A 22,109-nucleotide genomic window follows, 5' to 3' on the forward strand; every position below is an offset into this window, starting at 1 on the left:
ACATCACCGATGCCCCAGCAGGAGCGGACTAATCCTGGCTCACGGGACGGTCGGAAGGGGTGATGTCAACTTCCATGGCCTCCCCATCCCGGACCAGTGTCGCCATCGTGCTGTCGCCCGGATTGATGCCGCGGAGTTCACCAAGAAGATCCTCGGCAGTGCGTAGTTTGGTGTCGCCGATCTGGGTCAGGACGTCTCCGGGTTTTACTCCTGCAGTATCGGCCGGTCCGCCCTTAACGACGGACAACACCAGCACACCTTCCGTTTGTTTAATGCCCAGCTGTCCGGCTATCTGCGGGGTGATGGTGGCCGGCTGCAGGCCCAGGAACGCGTGCTCGGCCGTGCCGTCTTCGCGCAGTTGCTCCGCTACGTGGACTGCGGTTGCGGCTGGAATAGCGAATCCGAGAGAGACGGCCCCAGCTGCTGGCGGAATGTAGGCCTCGCTGATACCGATCACGTCTCCGGAAGCATTCACGACGGCGCCGCCCGAGTTGCCCGGGCTGATCGCAGCATCTGTCTGAATCAGGTCCACGAGCGACTGGCTCTTAGCTGCTGATCCAGGAATCTCGCGGGCGAGGGCGGAGACGATGCCGGCCGTTGCCGTATTTTCAAAGCCGAGTGGGCTACCGATGACGACGGCGAGTTCGCCCACGCGTGGGAGTTTCTCCTCAAAGGTCGCGGCTGGCAGGTTGTCCCGGTCAACTTCCACCAGTGCGAGGTCGGTGATGACGTCTGTGGCGCGCACCGTTCCTGGAATCCGCTGACCGTCGGCAAAGGCCACCTCGACGTTGCGTGCTTCTCCAACAACGTGCGCGTTCGTCAAAATGAGGCCATCTTCCGTATAGACAACGCCGCTACCCAGACCGTTGTCGGTAAAGATGGTTACCACAGAAGGTTGGACTTCAGCCACAATGTCGGGGATCGTGCTGAACACGCCTCCGGTGACGCTGGCCTTATCGCCGGAGGACCCGTTCTCGGCAGCCGCAGTAGACGGCGCCTTGAGCGATCCGGTCGGCTCTTCCTCGGCGCCCGCGGTGCACCCACCGAGCAGGAGCGCCCCTGCGGCGACGATGGCGGCGTATTGCAATCTGGTTGGCATAGGCGTCATCTCTCCATCACAACGCCAGCGATGGCTTATCGCAAGGGGACACGGCCATTTTTCAGTAAGTTCCCACCAAGTTTCCGCAGATAAACGTGCGTTTAGGGCACGGGTGTCAAAAAACCGTCGCGCACCAGGTTCCGGACCTCCTCCGACAGTCCGCTGCGGAAGGCGGCGTCGTCGCGGTCCAGCAGGGCCGCGAGCGCGCCGATAATCTGCCCTACCGCGAGTTCACCGTCGGACGCCGAGACGAACCCGGTGAGTTCGGTGCTCATGAGGTTGGTGCGGCGCAGCCCTGCGCCCTGACGCAGCAGGATCACGCCCGGGTGTTCGGCGCCGGGCCGCTGGTGGCGTTCTTCGGTGACGTCGTCGGCCACCTGGAGGTGCTGGCTTTCCAGATCGGAGGAGTTGAGGGTGAGCCAGTCGGAGCGTTCGACGGCGGCCTGCAGATGTGCGCCAAGCGGCTGTTCCACGTCGTGAGTGATGTCCTCGAACCTGTTCAGTGTGCGCTTTCCCACGGCCGGGTTGCGGAGCCAGACCATGCCGAATCCGATCGAGGACACGTTGCGGGAGGCAAAATCCTCGAGGTACGCCGCGAACGCGGCCTCGTAGGCTGCGGGCTCCCTGTTCTCCGCAGCGTCGCGCAGCCAGGTTTCGGCATAGTGCGACGGCGAGACGGCCTCGCGTTGGATGACCCAGGCGTCGACGGCGTCCGGCACCCAGGACGCTACCCTCTCTTCCCACGACGTGTTTTCGGAAATTTCCCAGTTGCCGAGCATCTGGGCGGACCCGCCTGGATTGAGCAGATCGGGCAGTTTCTGCAGAAGTGATGCCACGATCTGGTCACCGGGAAGGCCGCCGTCGCGATACGTGTACTGGCTGTCCGCACTCTCCCCCGAGCTGCGCGGCGTGATGACGAAGGGCGGGTTGGACACCACGAGGTCGAAAGTCTGCCCCGCCACGGCGTCGAGCAGGTTTCCCTGCAGCAGTGTGACCCTGTCCTCGGTGTTCGTCGGGTCTATATTCAGCGCGTGCGCGTTCAGCAACAGGTTGAAACGCGTGAAGGCGAGCGCGCGCGACGAGATATCCGTTGCTGTGACGTGCCGTACGTGGGACAGCAGATGGAAGGTCTGGATGCCGCAACCGGTACCGAGATCCAGCGCCGTCTGGACCGGGGTCCGCATCGTGACCTGCGCCAGTGTCAGCGACGCCTGCCCGATGCCGAGCACATGGTCATGGCGCAGGACGCCGGCGCGCTGGCGGAAACCGAGGTCGCTGGCAACCCACAGGTCGCCATCGGCGTCGGAGGAATACGGACGGAGGTCGACGGCAGCGCGAAGGCCGTCGTCGGACCGTTCCACAAGACGCAACTCCAGCAGGGTATCCACGGTGAGGTTTTTGAAAGCGTTCGCGAGGTCTTCTTCCGTGACCGTATCGCCCAGCAGCCACAGAAGTACGACGACGGCGAGCACGGCCTCAGCGCCGCTGCCACCGATGAGGACCCGGCAGCGCAGTTTCGCGGGGATGGGTTGTTCCCGGTCAAGCGCCTGAGATGCTTCCTCGCCCAGCATGGAGGCGACGCCGTCGACCGTGAAATCCACGAGCTGGAGGTCAGTCGCGAGCGCGGCAAGTAGTTGGGCACTGGCGCTGTTGGGTGCGTCCGGAACATCTTCGGTGAAGGAATTCATGAGAGATTTTCCCCTTCTGTTTCGCACCCCTGCGGGCAGCGGAGGGTGGCCGGATCGGCTGAGCATTCTGAACAGTAGAGAGTCAGATGGCGGCAGTTCAGATTGCTGCAGTTCTCGAACTTGTTGGTTGGGGCCTGGCACCGCACACAGGTGCCGATGGTCTTCGCGTTCTCGGAAAATTCCATGTGCATGCGCTTGTCGAACACGTAGAGGGAGCCCTCCCAGAGGCCGGCGTCGCCATAGGTCTCGCCGTAGCGGACAATCCCGCCCTTCATCTGGTAAACCTCGCTGAAGCCGCGGTCGACCATGAGGCTGGAGAGGACTTCGCAGCGGATACCGCCCGTGCAATAGGTCACCACCGGCTTGTCCCTGAGGTGGTCATACTTCCCAGAGTCCAGTTCACGCTTGAAATCCTGGGTGGTCGCGACGTCGGGCACCACCGCATCTCGGAACTTCCCGATCTGTGCTTCGAACGCGTTACGGCCGTCGAAGAACGTGATCTCCTCCCCGGAGGCCTTCCGTGACTCCACGAGCTCGTGCAACTCTTCCGGGCGCAAGTGCTTGCCTCCGCCTACAACGCCGTTCTCATCCACTTGGAGCTCACCGGGCGCGCCGAAACTGACAATTTCGTCCCGGACCTTGATGCTCAGACGCGGGAAGTCCTCGGCACCGCCCTCGGACCACTTGATGTCCATCTTCTTGAAAGCCGGGTATTCGCGTGTTGCCTTCACGTACCGTTTGACCGCGTTCAGCTCACCGCCGACCGTACCGTTGATGCCATCCTTTGAGATGATGACCCGTCCACGAAGGCTCAGCTTCTCGCAGAGAGCGCGCTGCCACAGCCGGATCGCGTCGGGATCCGTAAGCGGGGTGAAGGCGTAGTACAGGACAATGCGGTTGATAGTCACATTATTAAGGGTAAAGGTAGCTATCAAATGACGATTCAGTTGCCGATATAGGTTTTAAGGGGCCCTGACGCTAGGGTCAGTTTATGAACGCCTCACTCGATGATGACCTGGTGAAAGTGTGGGCGGCCGGCTGGGCTGCCTGCCGTGGGCACGAGACCCGCGAACACGGACGGTTCCCTTCTGCGCAAATTTCCGGGTCCTCCAGCGACTGGCAGTTTTTCGCGCTGGAACCCACTGACGATGAATTCTCAGATCTTGCCTCCCGGATCGCTGAGTCGCCGAGCCTGCTCTACGTTTTCACGGACCGCATGCCCGCCATGCATGCCAAAGCGTCCTCTGCTGGCTTGCACGTAACCGGAACGTTCCAGAGCTTGATGACCACGGACATGGCTGGCCAGGATATTGAAGACCCACTATCCCCGGATGGTTTTGAGACCACTGTTACCCGCGGCGATGGTGTTCATCGGGTTCTGGTCACCCACGACGGCGAAGAAGCGGCTCGCGGTAGCGTTGCCGTCGTCGGTGAATACGCGGTATTTGACCGCATCATCACCGCCCCCAATTACCGGCGGCAGGGTTTAGGCAGTTATGTCATGCGTGCTTTGACCGCTGTGGTCATGGAGCACGACGTCGAACACGGGCTGCTGCTTGCTTCACCGGATGGTCGGGCGCTGTACGGTTTCCTCGGCTGGCTGGAACTCACGGAAGTCCTGATGCTTCAAGGTCAGGAACCTGCGGAAGCGGACATCGTCAAAATCGACTGACATTACAGTGAAACAATGATGGTGTGGCCCTTCACGATTCCCTGATCCCGCTTCTTGGCGGCGGTACGGATCCGGAGCAATTACAGCACGTGCACCGGATTCCGTCACGTGTTGCGTCAGTTTCCCCGTGGCCGGAGTGGGCGCACCCAGACGTTGTTGATGCCTACCGAATGCTGGGAGTTCAGGAGCCATGGCGGCACCAGGCCGAGGCAGCCGAGGCCGCTCATTCGGGACAGCACACCATCCTCGCTACGGGAACGGCGTCCGGTAAGTCCCTGGCGTATCAACTTCCCGCTCTTGACAGCATTCACCGTTCGGCAGTCGAGGATCGCATCAGTCTGGAGCCCAGTGGTTCCGTCACCCTTTATCTGGCGCCCACCAAGGCTCTGGCCGCGGACCAGCTCTCCGCGATCAAGGCGCTGAAGTTGCCCTCAGTGCGGGCTGAAACATACGACGGCGATACTGATCAGGGTGCGCGCCGCTGGATCCGCGACCACGCGAACTTTGTCCTGGCCAATCCCGACATGCTGCACTTCGGTGTCCTGCCCAATCATGGGTGGTGGGCCAGGTTCTTCCGGCGGCTGAAGTACGTGATTATTGACGAGGCGCACACGTACCGCGGTGTCTTTGGTTCTCATGTGGCAAACCTGATGCGGCGGCTCCGCAGGATCTGCGCTCATTACGGTTCTGATCCTGTGTTTATCGGGGCGTCCGCAACCTCATCAGACCCTGGGCATTCCTTTGGCCGCCTCATCGGCGCGGACGTCACCGCGTTCACCCAGGACTATTCCCCTCATGGTTCGACGACGGTAGCGTTCTGGGAGCCAGTTCTCACCGAGCTCAAGGGCGAGAATGGCGCGAGGGAACGGCGCACTGTCATAGCTGAGACCTCGGACCTGTTGGCGAATCTTGTCGCAGCCCAGGTCCGAACTATTGCTTTCATCAAGTCCCGGCGCGGTGCGGAAACCATTGCCACTATTACGCGGCGCCTGCTGGAGGAGGTTCATCCCAGCCTTCCTGACCGTGTTGCTTCTTACCGGTCGGGCTATCTGCCGGAGGAGCGCCGTGAGCTGGAATCGAAGCTTCGCAGCGGTGAACTCCTGGGTGTTTCGAGCACGTCGGCACTGGAGCTTGGCATAGACATAGCCGGTCTCGACGCTGTGCTGGTGGCCGGATGGCCAGGCACGCGCGCCTCCCTGTTCCAGCAGATCGGCCGCGCGGGACGGACTGGCCAAGACGCGCTGGCCGCCTTTGTTGCCAGTGATGACCCGCTGGATACGTATCTGGTCCATCATCCGGAGGCGGTCTTCGACATTGGGGTTGAGGCCACAGTCTTTGATCCGTCGAACCCTTACGTTTTGGGCCCGCACCTGTGCGCTGCAGCGGCAGAGATTCCGATATCTCCTGCCGAGCTGTCCACCTTCGGTGATACCACGGCAGCGCTGCTGGATCAGTTGGTGACGCAAGGTTACCTCCGGCGCCGAGCTTCGGGTTGGTACTGGACCCATGCACAGAGCGCTGCGGCGATGGTGAATCTGAGGGCAGACGGCGGTGGTCCGATCAGCATCGTCGAGTCCGGTACGGGCACGTTGTTGGGCACGATGGGCTCTCCGCAAAGCCATTATCAGGCTCATACAGGTGCTATTTATGTTCATCAGGGTCAAACGTTCGTGGTGGAGGAGCTGAACGAACAGGATCATTGCGCGATTGTCTCCCGCGGAAACCCGGACTACTACACGCAGGCCCGGGACGTCACCCAGATTGAGGTCATCGGTACGTCCCGGAGCGCGGAGTGGGGCCGGGTTGGTGTCTCTTTTGGTGAGGTGAAAGTGACTACGCAGGTGGTCTCCTTTCAGCGCAAGGCCCTTGTATCGAACGAGATTCTGGGCGAGGAACCCTTGGAGTTGGAGGCGCGGGAGCTGTTCACCAAAGCGGTGTGGTTCACGGTGGACGCGAGCCTGCTGACAAACGCGGGAATCCTTGAGCCGGAAATTCCAGGATCACTTCATGCTGCCGAGCACGCGGCCATCGGGTTGCTGCCGCTGGTGGCCTCGAGTGACCGCTGGGACATCGGTGGTGTTTCCACTGCCTTACACGCCGACACTGAGCTGCCCACCGTATTTGTTTACGATGGGCACCCAGGCGGGGCCGGTTTCGCCGAACGCGGCTTTGATGCCGCTGTGATCTGGTTGTCCGCCACCCGCAAGGCCATTGCCTCGTGTGAGTGCGACCGCGGCTGCCCCTCCTGCGTTCAGTCCCCCAAATGTGGAAACAAGAACAACCCGCTGGACAAGGCTGGAGCCATCAAGCTGATCGACGTGCTGCTGCGCGACGCTCCGAAGCCCTGACCGTCAGGGCAGGTCAGGTGGAGGTCCTGCTCGTGCTCTGCCATTCGCGGAGCCGAGTAAGGATGAAATGTGCACGCTCGTGGTCACATCAACAATGTGTCCCTGTGCACCAACCTGCTGACAGCTTTTAAGCTCGACGCCGTGTCTGCTGGCTACTTCCCCGGCCACCGCGCACGGCTCGCCAGGGGTCAGCCCGCGGGCCACGTCGGCGGCCGCGAGGGCTGCGAGATCGGCTGCGGTTGAGGCCCGGCTAGCCCCCACAGTGGCCTGCACGAGGATCACGAGCATCGCCAGCAGGAGCAGGATCGCGAACGCGATGCCTGCCATCATGACAGTCCCCGCACCTTTCTCGTGTTGGTCGCTCCGCGCTGTTTCGGTAGGGGCAAGGCAGTTCATGGCACCCCTGGTCCGGTAACACCCGTGTTTTCTGGGCGTGCGAGCGCGTCCGCCTCCAGCTGCCAGCCGGACCACCCAAGTAGCGGTCCATCCACTGTGGTCGAGACGTGAACGGTGGCCCACGTTCCATCACCGGTCACTGACAGTTCTGCCTGCGGACCGGCCAGTCGCTGCACCGTCGTCGTCGCGACCGCTGTGTCCTCACCGCGCATGATTTCCCGTGCGCCTGCCCGTGCCGCTTCTTCCAGGCGAAGCTGGGTAGCTCCGACGGACACTGCGGTAAGGACTACCACCAGCAGCACAACGATTGAAGGCAGAGCCACCGCGAACTCCGCGGTGACGGCGCCGCGCTGCCCGGAAATAGAACGGGGTCCCCGGGTTGCACCGCCATCCCGCGGAGTTCGTGTGGAGTTCATAGGAGCTGCCTTATCCAAACGTGAGTGCGGTCTGGATCAGACCCATCAGCATTCCTCGGACTTCACCGCTGGCCAGGACCGCCACCAACAAGGCCGCGAACCCAACCGCCGCCAGCGTTGCGATGGCGTACTCCGCCGTCGCCATGCCGGCCTCCCGATGCTGGATGTCAACTTTTTCAGTGTTGGTTCGTTGGGGATGGATTGCCGTGACTGTGGCCATGCCCGGCTGATCTTTGGTGCAGCTGGGCAGGGGTACCTGCATGGTCTGGAACTGGTGCGAACTGTTCGTGGCTGTCATGGTGGAGCTCCTCGATTTCCTGGGCCAGTTGCTGGCGATAGTGACGCTGTTTTCTGCGTCTGAATCGACTCTGCCCCGGCCTTGAACCTCATGACACCCGTGTTCAGCCCGATCTGGATAACTTCGCCGTCAACTCGGGCTGTGGAGGACAGATGAAACGGCACCGCATCTCTGGTGGCAAGACGATGGCGATAACCACACGATGGCAGTCTGCGGCCGGGAGGATCGGGTGCTCGGGGGCGAGATTGTTTTGACCCTCACGAACTCGAATGCCCAACAAATAGAGATCGGGTGGGTATTCAATTCCAGCTACTGGAGACGCGGATACGCGACTGAAACCGCCGGCGCCGCTCTCTCATGCGCGTTCAATGAGTTGAACGCGCATCGGGTGTTCGCACGCTTGGATACCGAGAATATCGCGTCTGTGAAAGTGTGCGAACGACTGGGCATGCGGCTCGAAGCACACTTCATCGACAATGACGTTGCGGTCAGCGGCGAACGGACAGTGAGTTCGTCTATGCCGCTGTGTTGGACGACCTGCGACTGTAGCGGCCGAGGTTGCAGAGCCGGGATGTTGGGTCCAGAGCCCCCTCACCCCAGCGAAGGAACCAACGCAAAGAGCACTGGCATGACTCCCAAGCAGACGAAGGCTGGGAGTGCGCAGACGCCGAGGGGTATCACCAATTTCACGCCGAGGGAGGCCGCACGCTTCTCAGCAGCACGGTTGTTCCGACGCCGAAACTGGGCAGCGTGGGCGTAGAGGATCTTGGCCGAAGGTGCTCCGGTAGCTCCGGCGAAAGCCAGTGCTGATGCGAGCTCAGTCACCACGCGAGCACCCTGCTTGCCTGCCTTGTCGGAGGCCAACTGCCAGGCAGAGTTCCACGACGCACCGAGATCCAATGCTGCTGCCGCCCGCTGGATCGCTGTTCGAACGTCCGGGTCACATGGTTGGGACAACACGATCAACACTGTGCGCATGGGCTGGCCTGCCTCAAGCATCGCTGCCGCGAGATCCAACATGAGCGCGGGATCGTCAATGCCATGCGCAAACTCTTCAACAACACTCTCTTGCTTGGCGTTGCTCTCGATGCGACCGTATTGGCCCACCAGCAACCAGAGGGCAGTAGACAGCAACCCGAATACCACGAAGCCAATCATGCGAAGGTCTCTTTCCCGGCGCCGGCCACCAATTTTCCAGACCACCATCGGCCCACAATCATCAGGGTGATTCCGGCGAACAGAAATGCCCAGCCAGCAGGTGTCCCGAGTAGGATCGCGATTGGATTCATACCCATGAGGAATCCGAGGCCCAGCCCGAAGACGGGCAGCCACGTCAGGAGACGCACCGTTGCCTTTGGCCCGGCGAGCGCTGTTTCGCGGGCCGCGGCACTATCCAGCCGCGCCTCCAGCTGCACGGCGTATCGGGCAAGGATGTTTCCAAGCGGTGCCCCGCATCGTTCGGACACGTTGAGGCAGGCTGCCAGATCCATCCAGAGGCCAGCCAGGTGGTGTTGTTTTTGTTCACGGCATGCGGTTGCGGTAGCTATCAGCGTATTCGACGGACTCAGACCAAGGGCGGCGGCTTGCGCAGCGTGTTCCAGCACCGGGATTACGTTGGCACCGAGACCACGTCCGCTGGCAGGGACGTTGTTGTCGGCAGATGCGTAGACCGACAGCGCGTCCTGCCACAGTGAGTGCGGGTTCCGTCCAGACTGCAAGAGTGCGGCCAGCTGGTGGACGAACAATGGTAGATCGTGGGGGTCTGTAGCGGGCTGCTTGGTGGAAGGCCCGAAAACGGTGCGGGACGCAGAACGCCGGTCCACCGTCGTTGTACCCGGCGTCGCCCTGTAAACCAGCAGCAGGCATGCCAGTGACGTCAGCAGGGCTACGAGAATCCCGGTCATCCTGTGAGCCGTTTGTTCAGGTCAGGCCATGCCGATCCCTCTACCAGGGATCCGTCCACCAGTTCGAGCGCTGAAACGGCCGTCAGTTCCCCTGCGGAGAGGCTCAGCATCGAAATCCCGCCCACAGTCCTTCCTCCAGGTGTTCGGACCAGGTGGATAACGACGTCAATGGCGTTGGCGGCCTGCAGTGACAACGCTTCACGGTTCATGCCCGCAAGCGCACCCAGTGCCGAAAGCCGGGCGGGCACGCTCTGGGCGGAGTTCGCGTGGACTGTGCCACCGGCGCCGGCATGACCGGTGTTCATGGCGGAAAGCAGTTCTCGGACTTCGGTTCCGCGGCATTCGCCGACGATGAGGCGGTCCGGCCTCATCCGTAGTGCCTCTTTCACGAGGTCCGCGAGTTCAACGGCGCCAGAGCCTTCCAGATTGCTGTGGCGGCTTTGTAGTCCGACGACGTGCGGATGTTCCGGGTTCAGCTCCGCTGCGTCCTCGACCAGGACCAACCGTTCGGTCTCTGGGCAGAGTCCCAGCATGGTGGATAGGAGCGTGGTTTTGCCGGTTCCGGTGGCGCCGCTGATCAGGAAGTTGAGCCGGCGGTGGATGACCTGCGTCAGCACGCGAACCAGCAGTGCTGTGTTCGGTCCGTCTGGGAAGAGCTCTTCCAGAGTGAAGACCGTGGACCTGCGGATTCTGATCGAGAGTAGAGTGCCAGCGGTGGACACAGGGCTGAGAACGGCGTGGACGCGGTAGCCTTCCAACCGGACGTCGACGCAAGGGTTGGAATCGTCAAGACGTCGTCCTCCCGCTGCGATCAACCGGGCTGCCAGAGACCGCACTGAGCTGTCATCGGCAAAGCGGGTGTCGGTCAGTTCAAGTCCGAGGCCGCTATCAACCCAGACCTGGTCAGGGCCATTGACGAGGATGTCGGTGACGCCCGGGCTGGAGGCCAGTTCCTGTAGAGGGCCGAGGCCCCTGAGTTCAGCCCTGATGGTGTCTACCGCAAGTAGTGTTCCCTCCGATCCGAGCAGCCGCCCACTGGAGTGCACGGCTGCCGCGAGCCGGGCGTCGGTAACAGGGGAACTGTCCGCGAGAACTGCCGCCCGTATCTGAGACACCATGGCGGAGTCCACCCCCCGTTGTTGGAAGGGAGCAGGCCGGGATCGTTGCCGATGGCCGCCGTCGGCCCTGGTGCTCACGCGGTTTGTCCTGCCGGTACGTCAAGATGCGCGATGATCCCGCCAAGTGCCCGTTGGAGCCTGCGCCTGCGCGCATATTCGAGTACGGTGCCGGTCTCTTCCGCTGCCGCCATTCCACGCTGATGCGGCAGGTATCCGGCAAACCGGGCTCCGGTCATGTTGGCAATGGTCTGCGGATCCAGTCCGTCTGCCACCGGTCCGCGGATCACTACGGATACCGGGATGGGCGCGAGCTGCTTCGCCAGGTTCCGGCCCGCATCGATGGCCCGGCGACGGGCTGGTAGGACAATGAGGATTGTGTCGCAGCAGGCAGCCAGCGCGGTTTGATCTTGGCTGCCGCCCAGGTCAACGATGGCGAGATCAAATCCGGTGCGGACGGCGTCGAGCACCACCGGCGCCATGGGCTCTGCCTCAGGCACTATGTCCTCCAAGCTGCGGGTCCAGGACAGTACCGAGATTCCGTTCACCACGGGAAGTGCTTCAAGGAGTTGCCGAGGATTCAGCGTTCCTTTGACGTCCGCGAGGTCCGGCCAGCGGATCCCCTGAGCTTCTCTGGCTGCCAGGAGACCATCAATCCCGCCATCCAGAGGAACCCCATCGACCAGGCAGGTGGCCAGGCCATCCGCTGCCGCTGAATGTGCCAGTAGGCAGCTCAACGTTGTTGCCCCAGTGCCGCCCGTTGCCCCAGCCACTCCAACAACACGGCCCTGGGCAGGTTTACTTGCGCGGCCCAGATAGTCGGCCAGCCAGACGGCGGCGGACGGCAGGACAGCCGCACGGTGGGCCGACAACGCGGCGGCCCGCTCCCACACTTGGGTTTCCTGCCCATTCAGACCCACCACGATGACTTCAATATCTGCCGGAAGACGAGGAAGGGGCGCGTCCACATCCACCAGAAGCAACGGCGCCCCGACCGCGAGGGCTTCCGCTGCACCCGGCACCGTTATCAGCTTCGCTCCAGCAGCCGCCGCCACCCGGGACACCGCGTCTCGCACCGGCTCGGCAGCGCTGATCAAGACGATCGACGGTGTTTGGTTTTCAGGTAACCAGGCAGTATTCATACACCGATCCTGCGGCGCACAGCCCTCAGCCATGCCATCCGGAACCGGATATGTGGAAAACGGTGCGTCAGAACGCTCCTGTGGAGGAATAATCGTACCCCTGCGCGAGAATGGATTCATGTACATTCTGGTGTCGGCATCGGCGCACGGCACGGCTGAGCCTCAGGGCGTCCACCTGCAAGCGCTGGACGACGTCGGCCACCCCACTGCTGACGCCGTCGTCGTACCCTTAGCGGACCTTCCCCGGAAAATAGCCAAGCTAGAAACAAAACGTCCCCGCTGGGTGTTCGAAAACGTCCGCGATTGGTATCCGCAGCTCCTCGCAGACGCCACTGACATTGACATTGAGCGGTGCCACGACGTCACACTGATCCGCGGGATCCTCAGATTCGCCACGTCGGCAGCGCCATCTCCTTACATTGAAGTCCTTCACTCCGCACCACTCGACGATACCGAGGACGCACTCCCCCGACAGCTGCAGCCCCCGCCCCCAGCACCGGACCAGGGAACCCTGTTCGAGAGCGGGCCAACTACCTCCGGAATGCCGCTCGAGGACCTCCGCGATGAATTGCAGGCCCAGCTGGCCGCGATTGCACAATCCCCCCAAGCCCATCGGCTCACCCTCCTGACCGCAGCGGAATCCGCTGGCGCGCTCGTCGCCGCCGAAATGGAACACTTCGGTATGCCCTGGCGCGAAGACGTCCACAACGACATCCTCACCACTGCCCTAGGACCGCGGCCACGCGAAGGCCACCGCCCACCTGAACTGGAGCGGCTAGCCGGGGAACTACGCACCACACTAAAAAATCCCACCCTCAATCCAGACTCACCTCAGGAACTCCTTCGAGCCCTCCACCGAGCGGGCCTCGAGGTCAAAACAACCCGGCAGTGGGAACTCGAACAGCACAACCACCCAGTCATCGCACCCCTGCTGCAGTACAAGAAGCTCTCGCGGCTCGTCACAGCGAACGGCTGGACCTGGCTGGACGCGTGGGTTCACGACGGCCGTTTCCACCCCGAATATGTGGTGGGCGGCGTTGTCACCGGCCGGTGGGCCTCCCGTGGCGGAGGTGCGATGCAGATCCCGCGGGTCATCCGCGACGCGTCCCGTCCAGACCCCGGGCACCGATTCATTGTGGCCGACGCAGCGCAACTCGAACCTCGTGTACTGGCGGCTTTGGCCAAAGACTCTGCGCTCGCCGCCGCCGCTCGTGGACGCGATCTCTATCAAGGAATCGCAGACCAGGGTTTCGGCGGCGACAGGTCCACCGCGAAAATCGCCATGCTCGGCGCCATGTACGGCGCCACCAGCGGCGAAGCCGGCCGCCTGATGCCGCAGCTGACGCGCACCTATCCGCAGGCTATCGCCGTCGTTGAACATGCGGCCCGCGAAGGCGAAGCCGGTGGCGTCGTCTCGAGTCATCTCGGCCGCAGCTGCCCGCCGCCCTCACCGCGCTGGCTACAGGCGCAACAGAGTACGACGGCGGACGAGCAGCGACGAGCCGAGGGCGTCGCCAGGGCACGCGGACGGTTCACGCGAAACTTCGTGGTTCAGGGGACGGCCGCCGAATGGGCCCTGTGCTGGCTGGCGGAATTACGACGGCGACTGCGAACCGCCGCGGGACCCGGCCCGGCACTGGGCAAGCTGGTGTTCTTCCTCCACGATGAGGTGGTCCTGCATGTGCGGGATGAATGCGTCGAGGAGGTGGAGGCCATCGTGCAGGCTTCAGCGGCCGCTGCCACTCACTTGCTCTTCGGAAACATCCCCATCGATTTTCCCGTCAATGCGGTAGTTGTCGATTCCTACGCGGACGCGAAATAACCCGCACGGCAGGGTTATCCACAGTTGGGTTCCTACCCGTGGCGCCGCGGAACCCGGCCCCGTAGCGTCACGGGTAAAGCCGTGACATGGGACCGAAGGGGTACTGCCGCTGTGACCATCCTGACCATCAATACTGATCGATACCTGGACTCTGCGCTGCATGCGTCCGTTGCCGGCAACGCGGCGCACGATGCCGTTTCGGGTACGGTGTCAGCGCTACAGTCCAGCGGTGGAATGGCCGGATGGGATGGAGCCGGCATGGACTGGGCCACCCAATACGATCCTGCGGCGCAGTTGTTGACGTCATCCGTGCAGGAACTGGCCATCGCTTGTTCCGACACTTCCCGCGCCATGACACTGGCTGCGGGCGAGTACATTCAGGCCGAGCATATAGCCTCACTTGGAGTCTCGCTGCTGACCCACCCAGCTCTTTCTCCCGCCGTGCCAGATGTCTGCCTCAGCTCGCTTCCCACCGCCGGGCAGTCCGTCAATCCCGGGATTCCCCCAGTCGGATGGGATATCGTGGAGGGCATCACCGGCGCCATGTGGCCAACCGGAGACCCAGAGCCGTTGCGCGGTGCCGCCGGCAACGTGGTCAAACCTTGCAAACCAACTGGACGAGCTGAGACGAGCTTCCATCACGCACGTCCGTGCATCTGTTGATCACCTGAGCGCACGAGACCTCACGTTACTTCAAGAACGGTCCCTTTTGATGGACGGCGCAGCAGCTGATTTGGCGGAAGACGCCAGAGGCCTCGCCACAGCGTGCACCAGTTACGCTGCGAGCGTCGAGCAGGCCCACGAGGAGCTCCGGCAAGAAGCCATGGCCTTCGCAAGGGAAGTATCTGCCCTGATTATCGCCGGAAGTATTCTTTCGTTCGTCACACTCGGCGGAGCCGGTGCTGTAGCTGGTATCGTTGGAGCTGGCCGCACTGCCGCGATGGTCATACGAATCACAAGTGCCATTAGCGGACTTGTCGCCGCTGCACGGGCAACCAACATCACTATCCGAGCAACTGGATATGGGGCACAGTTCGCACGCCTCGCAACGGCTGGCTCGGGCAGAGTTCAATGGATCACCAAACCTCTTGCTCCCGCGATCACGAACGTGACGAAGTGGACCGATCGAGGCTCAGCCTTCATCGGCAATGGCCCCTTGAGTATGTCGAAAGAAACTGCACTGCTCGGTGTCGAAAAGACTTTCTGGGGAAAGTACGCATCCGGAGACACTCTGATTGATCGCTCCATTCACCTTGGAAGTTTCGCCGCCGCGGGCTTGCCGCTGACGTTCAAGTCCATTAAGTGGGGAAAGGCTGCCTACGACCGGCTGGAGTCGGCCAAGGAGGTTAAAGGTGTCATCGAATCTGGAAAACTGCCCTAGTTGGTCCGGAAACCGAAGAACTATCCCGGGCTACCAAAAACACTGCCCGTCATCGTTCCCTCCCGTCTCAGAGCGGCACATCCAGGTCCGGCCCCCAGCCGGCGTAGGGTCGTGGTGAAGCCGCTTCCGGCGATCCGTCCGTGCCTTCCACCGGTGCTCGATAATCCACTGTTGATTCAGCACCAGCCCGGTAAATCACCAAGCGTCCAAACAGGGCGCTTGGTGCCGTCAGCCGCGTGACTTCGGATGCGCGGCTCACGCGTCGCGTCGTGCGCCTTCCGAGGGAGCGACGGTGAACAGCGTGGGGGCACCGAAGCGGGATGCCACGAAGGCGGCGGTCACGGCATCCTTCACCCGTTCGAGCTTGGCCCGGTCGACCAGGGCGATGGCCGCGCCGCCGAAGCCACCGCCTGTCATCCGCGCGCCGATCGCACCGGCCGACACCGCGGCTTCGACCGCGGTGTCGAGTTCGGGAACGGAGATCTCGAAATCGTCGCGCATGGATGCGTGCGAGGCCAACAGCAGGTCGCCGATGGCATTCGGACCGTCGTCGTGCAGCACCCGGACGGCATCGAGCACTCGCTGGTTCTCGGTCACAACGTGGCGGGCACGACGAAACGTCACGTCATCCATCATCTGCTCTGCGCGTTCGAGGTCGTCCATGTGAAGCTCGCGCAGAGACGCGATGCCCATGATCGTGGCAGCCTTCTCGCACGACGCACGGCGCTCGCGGTAGCTGCCGGTGGCGTGGGAGTGCTTCACATTCGTGTCGATGACGAGCATCTCAAGCCCCGACGTGGCAAACCCGAGCGTGACGACCTCGGTCTCCAGACTGCGGCAGTCGAGAAAGATCGCGGCGTCCGGCCGTCCCAGCATCGATGCCATCTGATCCATGATGCCGGTGGGCGCGCCCACCGCGTCGTTCTCGGCAGCGCGGCCAAGTCGGGCGAGCTCGACGCGGTCGGATCCGAGCGCCCAGATGTCGTTGAGGGCGCTCGCCGTCGCCCCCTCGATGGCTGCGGACGAAGATAGCCCTGCCCCGACAGAAACTTCCGATGCGAACGCCAGATCCAGCCCGCGCAGCGTTGTGGTGTCGACGCCGGATGCGCGGACCATCGCCCAGGCGACGCCGAGCGGGTAGGCCGCCCATTCAGGGCTGCGGTCGTTCGGAAACCGGGTAGGCAGGTCGGCCAGTGTCGTTTCGACTACGTCCGAAGCGAAGGCGGATGCCACGCGGATGGTCGCGTCGTCGCGCGGTGCGACGGCGACGTAGGTGCGGCAGTCGATCGCGAACGGAAGGACGAATCCGTCGTTATAGTCGGTGTGCTCGCCGATCAGGTTCACCCGACCGGGGGCAGACCACTCACCGAGTGGTGTGGCGTCGGTGAGCGTGGACAGCAGGGTTCGGGCGTCGGCCGAGGCCTCCTGGGTCACCGGTCGATCGCCTCTCGGATGCGCGCAGCCGCCGTCTCGGGTGATACGTCGCCAATCCAGGCGCCCATCGCGGACTCGGATCCGGCGAGGTACTTCAGCTTGTCGACGGTCCGACGGGGGCTCGTGAGCTGAAGGTGCAGGCGCACCGTATCGCGGCCGATGTGCACCGGAGCCTGGTGCCACGCGGCGATGTACGGGGTGGGTGTGTCGTACAGCGCATCGATGCCGCGCAGCAGCCGCAGGTAGACGCCGGCGAGCTCGTCTCGCTCGGCTGGCGATGTGGCCGCGAAGTCGGGAACGTGGCGACGCGGGGTCAAGTGCACCTCGAGTGGCCACCGTGCCGCGAACGGCACGTAAGCGATCCAGTGCTCGGCTTCGAGCACCACGCGCTCCCCCGCTGCCTCGAACTCGATGATGCGGTCAAACAGGTCTCCCCCCTCGCGCTGGATCGAGGACAGCAGCGTTGTTGTGCGCGGTGTGAGATAAGGGTAAGAGTAGATCTGCCCGTGCGGGTGCTGCAGTGTGACGCCGATCTCTTCGCCACGGTTCTCGAATGGGAACACCTGCTGCACGCCGGGCAAAGCCGACAGAGCCGCCGTGCGGTCCGCCCAGGCCTCGATGACGGTACGTGCGCGGGTGGGGGTCTGCGTGCCGAAGGAGCCTACGCGCTCAGGGGAGAAACACACCACTTCGCAGCGGCCGACCGACGTGCGGGTACGTCCCAACCCGGGTGCGTCGAGGTCGGTGAGGCCGCGCGGGGGGTCGTCTGCTGCGGGCGCGTGGGCGGTGGTGTGCGCGAGAGCCGGTCCGAACGACGGCGACTTATTCTCGAAGACCGCCACATCGTAGTTGTTCGGTACTTCCGAGGGGTTGAAGGGAGTCTGCGGCGCAAGCGGGTCGAGGTGCGCTGGCGGGAGAAAGGCGCGGTTTTGCCGGGCTTCGGCGATCGAGATCCAATCGCCGGTGAGCACGTCACGCCGCATCGTCGCGGTCGCTGGGCGTGGATCGGAGGTCCGCGCGTCGATGGCGCGATCGGAGCCGAGTGTCGTGTCGGGGTCATCGAAGTAGATCAGCTCTCGCCCGTCCGCCATTCGTGTCGTGCGCTTGACGACGCCCGCGCCGAGGGCCTGCGCTTCTGGCCGGTCTATCGGCTCGGGCTGCGTGCCAGCGGAACCGTTCTCCACTGCGGGGGAACCAAACTCAGGCCTGTTCACACCAACACGGTACCAACGCAGTCATGTTATCGTCAACATGGATCGAAGTTGAGGAGTACGGCACGCGTTGTCGTAGGACAGAAACGACAGGAACGAGGCACAGGTTGGGATCGAGCTTCGAAGAACTGGGCGACGTGACCACGAGCCGACGTGTATCCATGATCGACGTCGCACGGGTGGCAGAGGTCTCGGGTCAGACGGTGTCGCGGGTCGTCAACGGCAGCCCGAGGGTCGACCCGGCCACCCGGGAGCGCGTCGCGACGGCGATGCAACAGCTCGGCTACCGACCGCATCGGGCAGCGCGAGCCCTCCGCACCGGCCGCACCCAGACCATCGGGCTGATCGTCTCGACGCTGGGCACCTTGGGCAACTCGCGGATGCTGCAGGCGGTTACGGATGCCGCGGCTCTGCGCGGCTACGCACTCACCGTTGTGACACTGGCCGGTCCAGACGCGGTCGACGACGCATTCGAGCGGCTGCGCGACCAAGGAGTGGACGGCGCGATCGTACTCAACGAGGCCACCCAGTTCGCACGCGAGGCGGACGTTGCGGCCGGCATCGAACTGGTTGTGGTGGACTCGCCCGCCGATAACCGATTCGGCACCGTACAGACCGACCACGCAGCGGGCGCGCGCGTCGCAACCGAGCACCTGCTCGCACTCGGCCATGAGACGGTGTGGCACGTGGCAGGCCCCGCAGGTTCTTTTGCCGCAGCAGAGCGCGAGCGCGGCTGGCGAAAGGTGCTGGAGGCGGCATCGCGGCAGATCCCAGACATCCTACGCGGCGACTGGAGCGCCGACTCCGGCTTCGACGCGGGACAAGTGCTTCCACCCGAGGCGACTGCCGTGTTCGTGGCCAACGATCAGATGGCGCTCGGCGTGCTGCGGACGATTGCGGTGGCTGGCCGAACGGTGCCCAGCGACGTCAGCGTCGTGGGATTCGATGACATCGACGATGCCCGTCAGTACCTCCCTCCGCTCACAACCGTCAGACAGGACTTCGACGCACTCGGCGCCCACGCCGTTCAGATGCTAGTCGACGAAATCGAGAACGCGCAGCCGGACCGCCGTGTCGTGTGCACGCCCGCGCTCGTCATCCGCGAGAGCACGCAGATGCTTCAAGAATGAGGGGATCAAGAACTATCCCGGGCTACCGAAAACGTTGCCCGTCATCGTTCTCTCCCGCCTCAGAGCGACACCTCAAGATCCGGCCCCCAGCCGGCGTCCGATCGTCGTGAAGCCGCTGCCGGTGTCTGACTCTCAACCGCTGACAGCCAGCCTGTCTCTCGCAGCACCCGATCCAGCAAAAGTCCGGTAAACCCCCAGACAAGCGTGCCATTGACAGTGAACCCTGGGCTCCGATGAACGTGCCCGTCCTTGCGGGCAACAGCGGTGACACGGTTCGCCGGATTGAGAAGGTCTGCAACCGGGATCCGGAACACATTCGCGGACTCACCATAATCCACGACAGCTACGGGGGACGGCGCTGCCCACCAAGCCAGCACTGGTATCACCACGTGGTTGCTCACGGGAAGTGGAAGGCCGGGAAAGGTCCCCAGCACCTCGACTCCGGCAGGGTCCAACCCGGTCTCTTCCCGTGCCTCACGCAGCGCAGCATCAACAGGCCCCGCATCCCCTTCGTCCATGCGCCCGCCGGGGAAAGCAACCTGACCCGCATGTGAAGACAGTGTGCCCGCACGCTCAACCAGAAGAACATCAAGGTCATCCGGGACGGCGTCCGCATGGAACTGTGACGGGCTGTCATCCAACGGCCCGAACAACATGAGGACAGCAGCATTTCGTGCCTGAGCGACGTCGAAACCCGGCACCTGCCAGCGCCGATCCATACTGTGGGCGTTCGCGCGAGCGTCAATGCCAGGGCCGGAGACACTGTTACCGTACCGTTCCACCAACGCGTGCAGACTTTCACGTGCTGACATGGTGTCCCTTCCCCTCATGCTCCCAGCGGATAGCCCTCAGCTTGAAGCTCTCTACGGGTAGCGCCCGCCCGCATCTTCTCCAATAACTCTTCTCTGCCTGGCGCAAGTTCATACTTCAACAGGGTGCGGGCCTTCTCCGGGTCAACTTCACCATCACCATAGGAGGGGCACCACTGAGCCACGGGGCACGCACCGCACGCCGGCTTCTTGGCATGACAAACCCGCCGTCCGTGAAACACCACCCGATGCGAGAGCATCGTCCAGTCTGTTGGAGCAAAGAGCTCCCCGACGTCCTTCTCGATCTGCACCGCATCTTTCGACGCCGTCCACCCAAACCGCTGGGACAGCCTCATGAAATGAGTATCGACGGTGATCCCTGGTGTGCCGAAAGCATTACCGAGCACGACATTGGCTGTTTTCCGCCCTACGCCCGCCAGCGTGACCAGGTCCTCCAGACGTGAGGGGACCGCGCCGTCGTACTCGTCCACGATCCGGCTGGATAAAGCCAACAGGCTCTTCGCCTTTGCGCGGAAGAAGCCCGTGGCCCTGATCATTTCCTGCAGTTCCGTCTCATCAGCCTCAGCCAGAGCCTCGGCGTCTGGATACCGCGCAAACAGTGCCGGCGTGGTCATGTTCACTCGGACATCGGTAGTCTGCGCAGACAGAACCGTTGCCACCAGGAGCTCAAACGCGTTGCGAAAATCCAGCTCAGCGACCGCGTACGGGTATGTTTCTGCCAGTTCACGGTTGATGCGCCGGGCTCGACGTTTGACGGCAATCGGGCTGTCAGAGAAGGCCTTCACTGCTTCAGTTCCTCGAGTCGTGATCTTCCGACGGCGGAATCTGAATGTCGGAGAGGTCCTTCATGATTCCGGTCTGGCCCGTGTGTTTGTTCTGCACCACAAATTCGTGTCCGCGGTCTTCAAGACACAACTCCCAATCTCCGGGTTCAAAGATGAAGATCTCCTTGCCAGTTGACTCATCGATGACCGGACGATTTGATCCGACGGCGAACCAGAAAGCATCAACGGCCCCTCCCTCATGCTCGTCATTCTCACGGGTGGCGCTGATCGGCTCGTCCTTGACCACCGGATGCACCGCCGTCGCGGCTACCGCTGGCTCTGGCGCCACCGCTGGCTCTGCTGGCTTCTGCCCGGCGGACGCCTTCTCAGCCGACGCCTTCTCAGCGGACGCGTTGCCAGCGGGAGCTTTATCGTTGGTCGAGGCAGCGTTGGTCGGGGCTTGGTTCGTCGAAGCCGCCATGTCGTGATTCTTGCCGCCCTCACCCGGGACAACACTGGCCTCGGTGTAACCCTTGCGGTTTTCCACAGCGCCAGCGCCGACCTCTTGAGCAGGGCCATCCCCTACACCGGCCGTTTCCGCCGGAGCCGTGGTGCCAGCAGCACCAGCGACAGCGGCACCGCCCGCAGCGGCACCGCCTGCCGGGCGAGCAAACCGGGAAGCATCTTCAGTTGAGCGGCCAGACGGGGCTGGAACAGACTGGCGGTCCTTCGACTGCTGCGCCGCAACAGGAGCTGCTGGTTTGGCCGGCTTCGGCGTCGGGGCAACACCGTCGCGCGCTGTGACATGGGCGGGAACGTCCTTGCGCCCGGCGAAGTCTACGGCGAACGGCGGAATGAAGCGGGCGAGAGTCGTAGCGGCCAACAGCCCAAGCGAACCGATCAGCCCCACCAGGTACGCGGCAGTGAATGCGCTTGCGGTCTGCAGGAAGAAGAACGCCAGCGCGATGACAGCGACGACCGAACCGAACTGGTCAAGCGACAGCGACCCCATTCGAATCCTGCTCGTGGGGCTGAGCCGGCGCCCGGTAAAAAGCCCTGCGACGGCCAACGGCAAGAGGATGCCGATGCCCAGGAAGAACAACGGCAAGGTGTTCCACATGTTCTGGGAGTTGAACGGGCCGACGAGGTAAGGGATCAGCGAGCCGATCAGCATCAAGAGGACGGATCCGCCCACCACGAGATCACGTAGGGTAAACGGACCTGCGACGGCTTGGGGCCGCTGCGGCTTCGCGCTGCCGGACTTCAGGGGATCTGCCCCCGAAGGGCCGGCTGACCCTGCAGCTCCGGTTACCGACGGCGAAGCCCCGGTCCCAGCCCTGGAATTCTGTACATCATGCGGTTCGCTCATCGTGTGGATCTCCATTCATTGGCTGCTCTCTGGATACCAGCCTAGCCATGGAGAGTGCTGGGTACTAGCTGATTCTCCATACCCTGTCGT

General features: G+C 63.1%; 22 protein-coding genes and 1 pseudogene. 7 read left to right on the plus strand and 16 right to left on the minus strand.

What is annotated here, in order from left to right:
* Positions 1–28: 28 nt before the first annotated feature.
* The 3 genes from JOE65_RS13740 to trhO form a co-directional block, all read right to left on the minus strand.
* The gene (locus JOE65_RS13740; protein WP_239536727.1) at positions 29–1,099 is read right to left on the minus strand and encodes a S1C family serine protease; all 1,071 of its coding nucleotides are present in this window, start codon (positions 1,097–1,099) and stop codon (positions 29–31) included.
* A 101-nt stretch (positions 1,100–1,200) separates the two neighbouring features.
* Positions 1,201–2,787, minus strand: a complete 1,587-nt coding sequence (locus tag JOE65_RS13745; RefSeq protein WP_205163727.1) for a DUF7059 domain-containing protein — start codon at positions 2,785–2,787, stop codon at positions 1,201–1,203.
* Positions 2,784–3,695 carry an oxygen-dependent tRNA uridine(34) hydroxylase TrhO gene (gene trhO, locus JOE65_RS13750; RefSeq protein ID WP_205163728.1) on the minus strand — a complete coding sequence of 304 codons (912 nt, stop codon included), beginning with the start codon at positions 3,693–3,695 and terminating at the stop codon, positions 2,784–2,786. Before trhO ends, JOE65_RS13745 begins: the two co-directional genes overlap by 4 nt.
* An 83-nt stretch (positions 3,696–3,778) precedes the next feature.
* On the opposite strand from trhO, the gene JOE65_RS13755 reads away from it, so the two are divergent.
* Together JOE65_RS13755 and JOE65_RS13760 are read left to right on the plus strand one after the other, a co-directional pair.
* Positions 3,779–4,459, plus strand: a complete 681-nt coding sequence (locus tag JOE65_RS13755; protein WP_205163729.1) for a GNAT family N-acetyltransferase — start codon at positions 3,779–3,781, stop codon at positions 4,457–4,459.
* 23 nt (positions 4,460–4,482) lie between these two features.
* A complete protein-coding gene (locus JOE65_RS13760; protein WP_205163730.1) occupies positions 4,483–6,807 on the plus strand; it encodes a DEAD/DEAH box helicase in 2,325 nt (774 codons plus the stop codon).
* 3 nt (positions 6,808–6,810) lie between these two features.
* Here the strand turns inward: JOE65_RS13760 and JOE65_RS13765 are convergent, their stop codons facing one another.
* Genes JOE65_RS13765 through JOE65_RS13775 form a run of 3 tightly spaced genes read right to left on the minus strand, consistent with a single transcriptional unit; the run spans position 6,811 to position 7,917 of the window.
* Positions 6,811–7,203 carry an Rv3654c family TadE-like protein gene (locus tag JOE65_RS13765; RefSeq protein ID WP_205163731.1) on the minus strand — a complete coding sequence of 131 codons (393 nt, stop codon included), beginning with the start codon at positions 7,201–7,203 and terminating at the stop codon, positions 6,811–6,813.
* Complete coding sequence (locus JOE65_RS13770; RefSeq protein WP_205163732.1) at positions 7,200–7,619, minus strand: TadE family type IV pilus minor pilin; 420 nt, start codon at positions 7,617–7,619, stop codon at positions 7,200–7,202. Before JOE65_RS13770 ends, JOE65_RS13765 begins: the two co-directional genes overlap by 4 nt.
* Positions 7,620–7,629: 10 nt before the next feature.
* Positions 7,630–7,917, minus strand: a complete 288-nt coding sequence (locus JOE65_RS13775; protein WP_239536730.1) for a DUF4244 domain-containing protein — start codon at positions 7,915–7,917, stop codon at positions 7,630–7,632.
* Between the two features lie 139 nt (positions 7,918–8,056).
* Between JOE65_RS13775 and JOE65_RS15640 the strand changes: the two are divergent.
* A pseudogene (locus JOE65_RS15640) lies at positions 8,057–8,359 on the plus strand (GNAT family N-acetyltransferase); the annotation flags it as partial.
* A gap of 149 nt (positions 8,360–8,508) precedes the next feature.
* Here the strand turns inward: JOE65_RS15640 and JOE65_RS13780 are convergent.
* Genes JOE65_RS13780 through ssd form a run of 4 tightly spaced genes read right to left on the minus strand, consistent with a single transcriptional unit; the run spans position 8,509 to position 12,078 of the window.
* On the minus strand, positions 8,509–9,075 hold the full coding sequence (locus JOE65_RS13780) for a type II secretion system F family protein (protein ID WP_205163733.1): 567 nt from the start codon (positions 9,073–9,075) through the stop codon (positions 8,509–8,511).
* Positions 9,072–9,821 carry a type II secretion system F family protein gene (locus JOE65_RS13785; protein ID WP_205163734.1) on the minus strand — a complete coding sequence of 250 codons (750 nt, stop codon included), beginning with the start codon at positions 9,819–9,821 and terminating at the stop codon, positions 9,072–9,074. Before JOE65_RS13785 ends, JOE65_RS13780 begins: the two co-directional genes overlap by 4 nt.
* Positions 9,818–11,017 (minus strand): TadA family conjugal transfer-associated ATPase, encoded by a 1,200-nt coding sequence (locus tag JOE65_RS13790; RefSeq protein ID WP_420827511.1) that lies wholly within the window; start codon positions 11,015–11,017, stop codon positions 9,818–9,820. Before JOE65_RS13790 ends, JOE65_RS13785 begins: the two co-directional genes overlap by 4 nt.
* Entirely contained in the window at positions 11,014–12,078 is a 1,065-nt protein-coding gene (ssd, locus tag JOE65_RS13795; protein WP_205163735.1) for a septum site-determining protein Ssd, read from the minus strand. The genes JOE65_RS13790 and ssd overlap by 4 nt, the downstream gene beginning before the upstream one ends.
* A 118-nt stretch (positions 12,079–12,196) precedes the next feature.
* Between ssd and JOE65_RS13800 the strand changes: the two genes are divergently transcribed.
* From JOE65_RS13800 to JOE65_RS13810, 3 genes are all read left to right on the plus strand, one after another.
* Positions 12,197–13,900, plus strand: a complete 1,704-nt coding sequence (locus JOE65_RS13800) for a bifunctional 3'-5' exonuclease/DNA polymerase (RefSeq protein ID WP_205163736.1) — start codon at positions 12,197–12,199, stop codon at positions 13,898–13,900.
* A 111-nt stretch (positions 13,901–14,011) separates the two neighbouring features.
* On the plus strand, positions 14,012–14,563 hold the full coding sequence (locus tag JOE65_RS13805; protein WP_205163737.1) for a hypothetical protein: 552 nt from the start codon (positions 14,012–14,014) through the stop codon (positions 14,561–14,563).
* A 49-nt stretch (positions 14,564–14,612) separates the two neighbouring features.
* Entirely contained in the window at positions 14,613–15,281 is a 669-nt protein-coding gene (locus JOE65_RS13810; RefSeq protein WP_205163738.1) for a hypothetical protein, read from the plus strand.
* Between the two features lie 67 nt (positions 15,282–15,348).
* Here JOE65_RS13810 and JOE65_RS13815 read toward each other — a convergent pair whose 3' ends face one another.
* The 3 genes from JOE65_RS13815 to galT are packed head-to-tail and all read right to left on the minus strand — an operon-like array spanning position 15,349 to position 17,806.
* The gene (locus JOE65_RS13815) at positions 15,349–15,540 is read right to left on the minus strand and encodes a hypothetical protein (protein WP_205163739.1); all 192 of its coding nucleotides are present in this window, start codon (positions 15,538–15,540) and stop codon (positions 15,349–15,351) included.
* Positions 15,537–16,715, minus strand: coding sequence for a galactokinase (gene galK / locus JOE65_RS13820; RefSeq protein ID WP_205163740.1), 1,179 nt, complete (start codon positions 16,713–16,715; stop codon positions 15,537–15,539). Before galK ends, JOE65_RS13815 begins: the two co-directional genes overlap by 4 nt.
* Positions 16,712–17,806 carry a galactose-1-phosphate uridylyltransferase gene (gene galT, locus JOE65_RS13825; RefSeq protein WP_205164217.1) on the minus strand — a complete coding sequence of 365 codons (1,095 nt, stop codon included), beginning with the start codon at positions 17,804–17,806 and terminating at the stop codon, positions 16,712–16,714. Before galT ends, galK begins: the two co-directional genes overlap by 4 nt.
* Positions 17,807–18,087: 281 nt before the next feature.
* Between galT and JOE65_RS13830 the strand changes: the two genes are divergently transcribed.
* On the plus strand, positions 18,088–19,056 hold the full coding sequence (locus JOE65_RS13830; protein ID WP_205164218.1) for a LacI family DNA-binding transcriptional regulator: 969 nt from the start codon (positions 18,088–18,090) through the stop codon (positions 19,054–19,056).
* A gap of 59 nt (positions 19,057–19,115) precedes the next feature.
* On the opposite strand, the gene JOE65_RS13835 is transcribed toward JOE65_RS13830, so the two are convergent.
* Genes JOE65_RS13835 through JOE65_RS13845 form a run of 3 tightly spaced genes read right to left on the minus strand, consistent with a single transcriptional unit; the run spans position 19,116 to position 22,019 of the window.
* On the minus strand, positions 19,116–19,868 hold the full coding sequence (locus JOE65_RS13835) for an NUDIX hydrolase (protein ID WP_205163741.1): 753 nt from the start codon (positions 19,866–19,868) through the stop codon (positions 19,116–19,118).
* A 14-nt stretch (positions 19,869–19,882) separates the two neighbouring features.
* Positions 19,883–20,671, minus strand: coding sequence for an endonuclease III (gene nth, locus JOE65_RS13840; protein ID WP_338021652.1), 789 nt, complete (start codon positions 20,669–20,671; stop codon positions 19,883–19,885).
* A gap of 4 nt (positions 20,672–20,675) precedes the next feature.
* Positions 20,676–22,019, minus strand: coding sequence for an MFS transporter (locus JOE65_RS13845; protein WP_205163742.1), 1,344 nt, complete (start codon positions 22,017–22,019; stop codon positions 20,676–20,678).
* Between the last annotated feature and the right edge of the window lie 90 nt (positions 22,020–22,109).

This window comes from Arthrobacter roseus, from assembly GCF_016907875.1.
Taxonomy (GTDB): Bacteria; Actinomycetota; Actinomycetes; order Actinomycetales; family Micrococcaceae; genus Arthrobacter_J; species Arthrobacter_J roseus.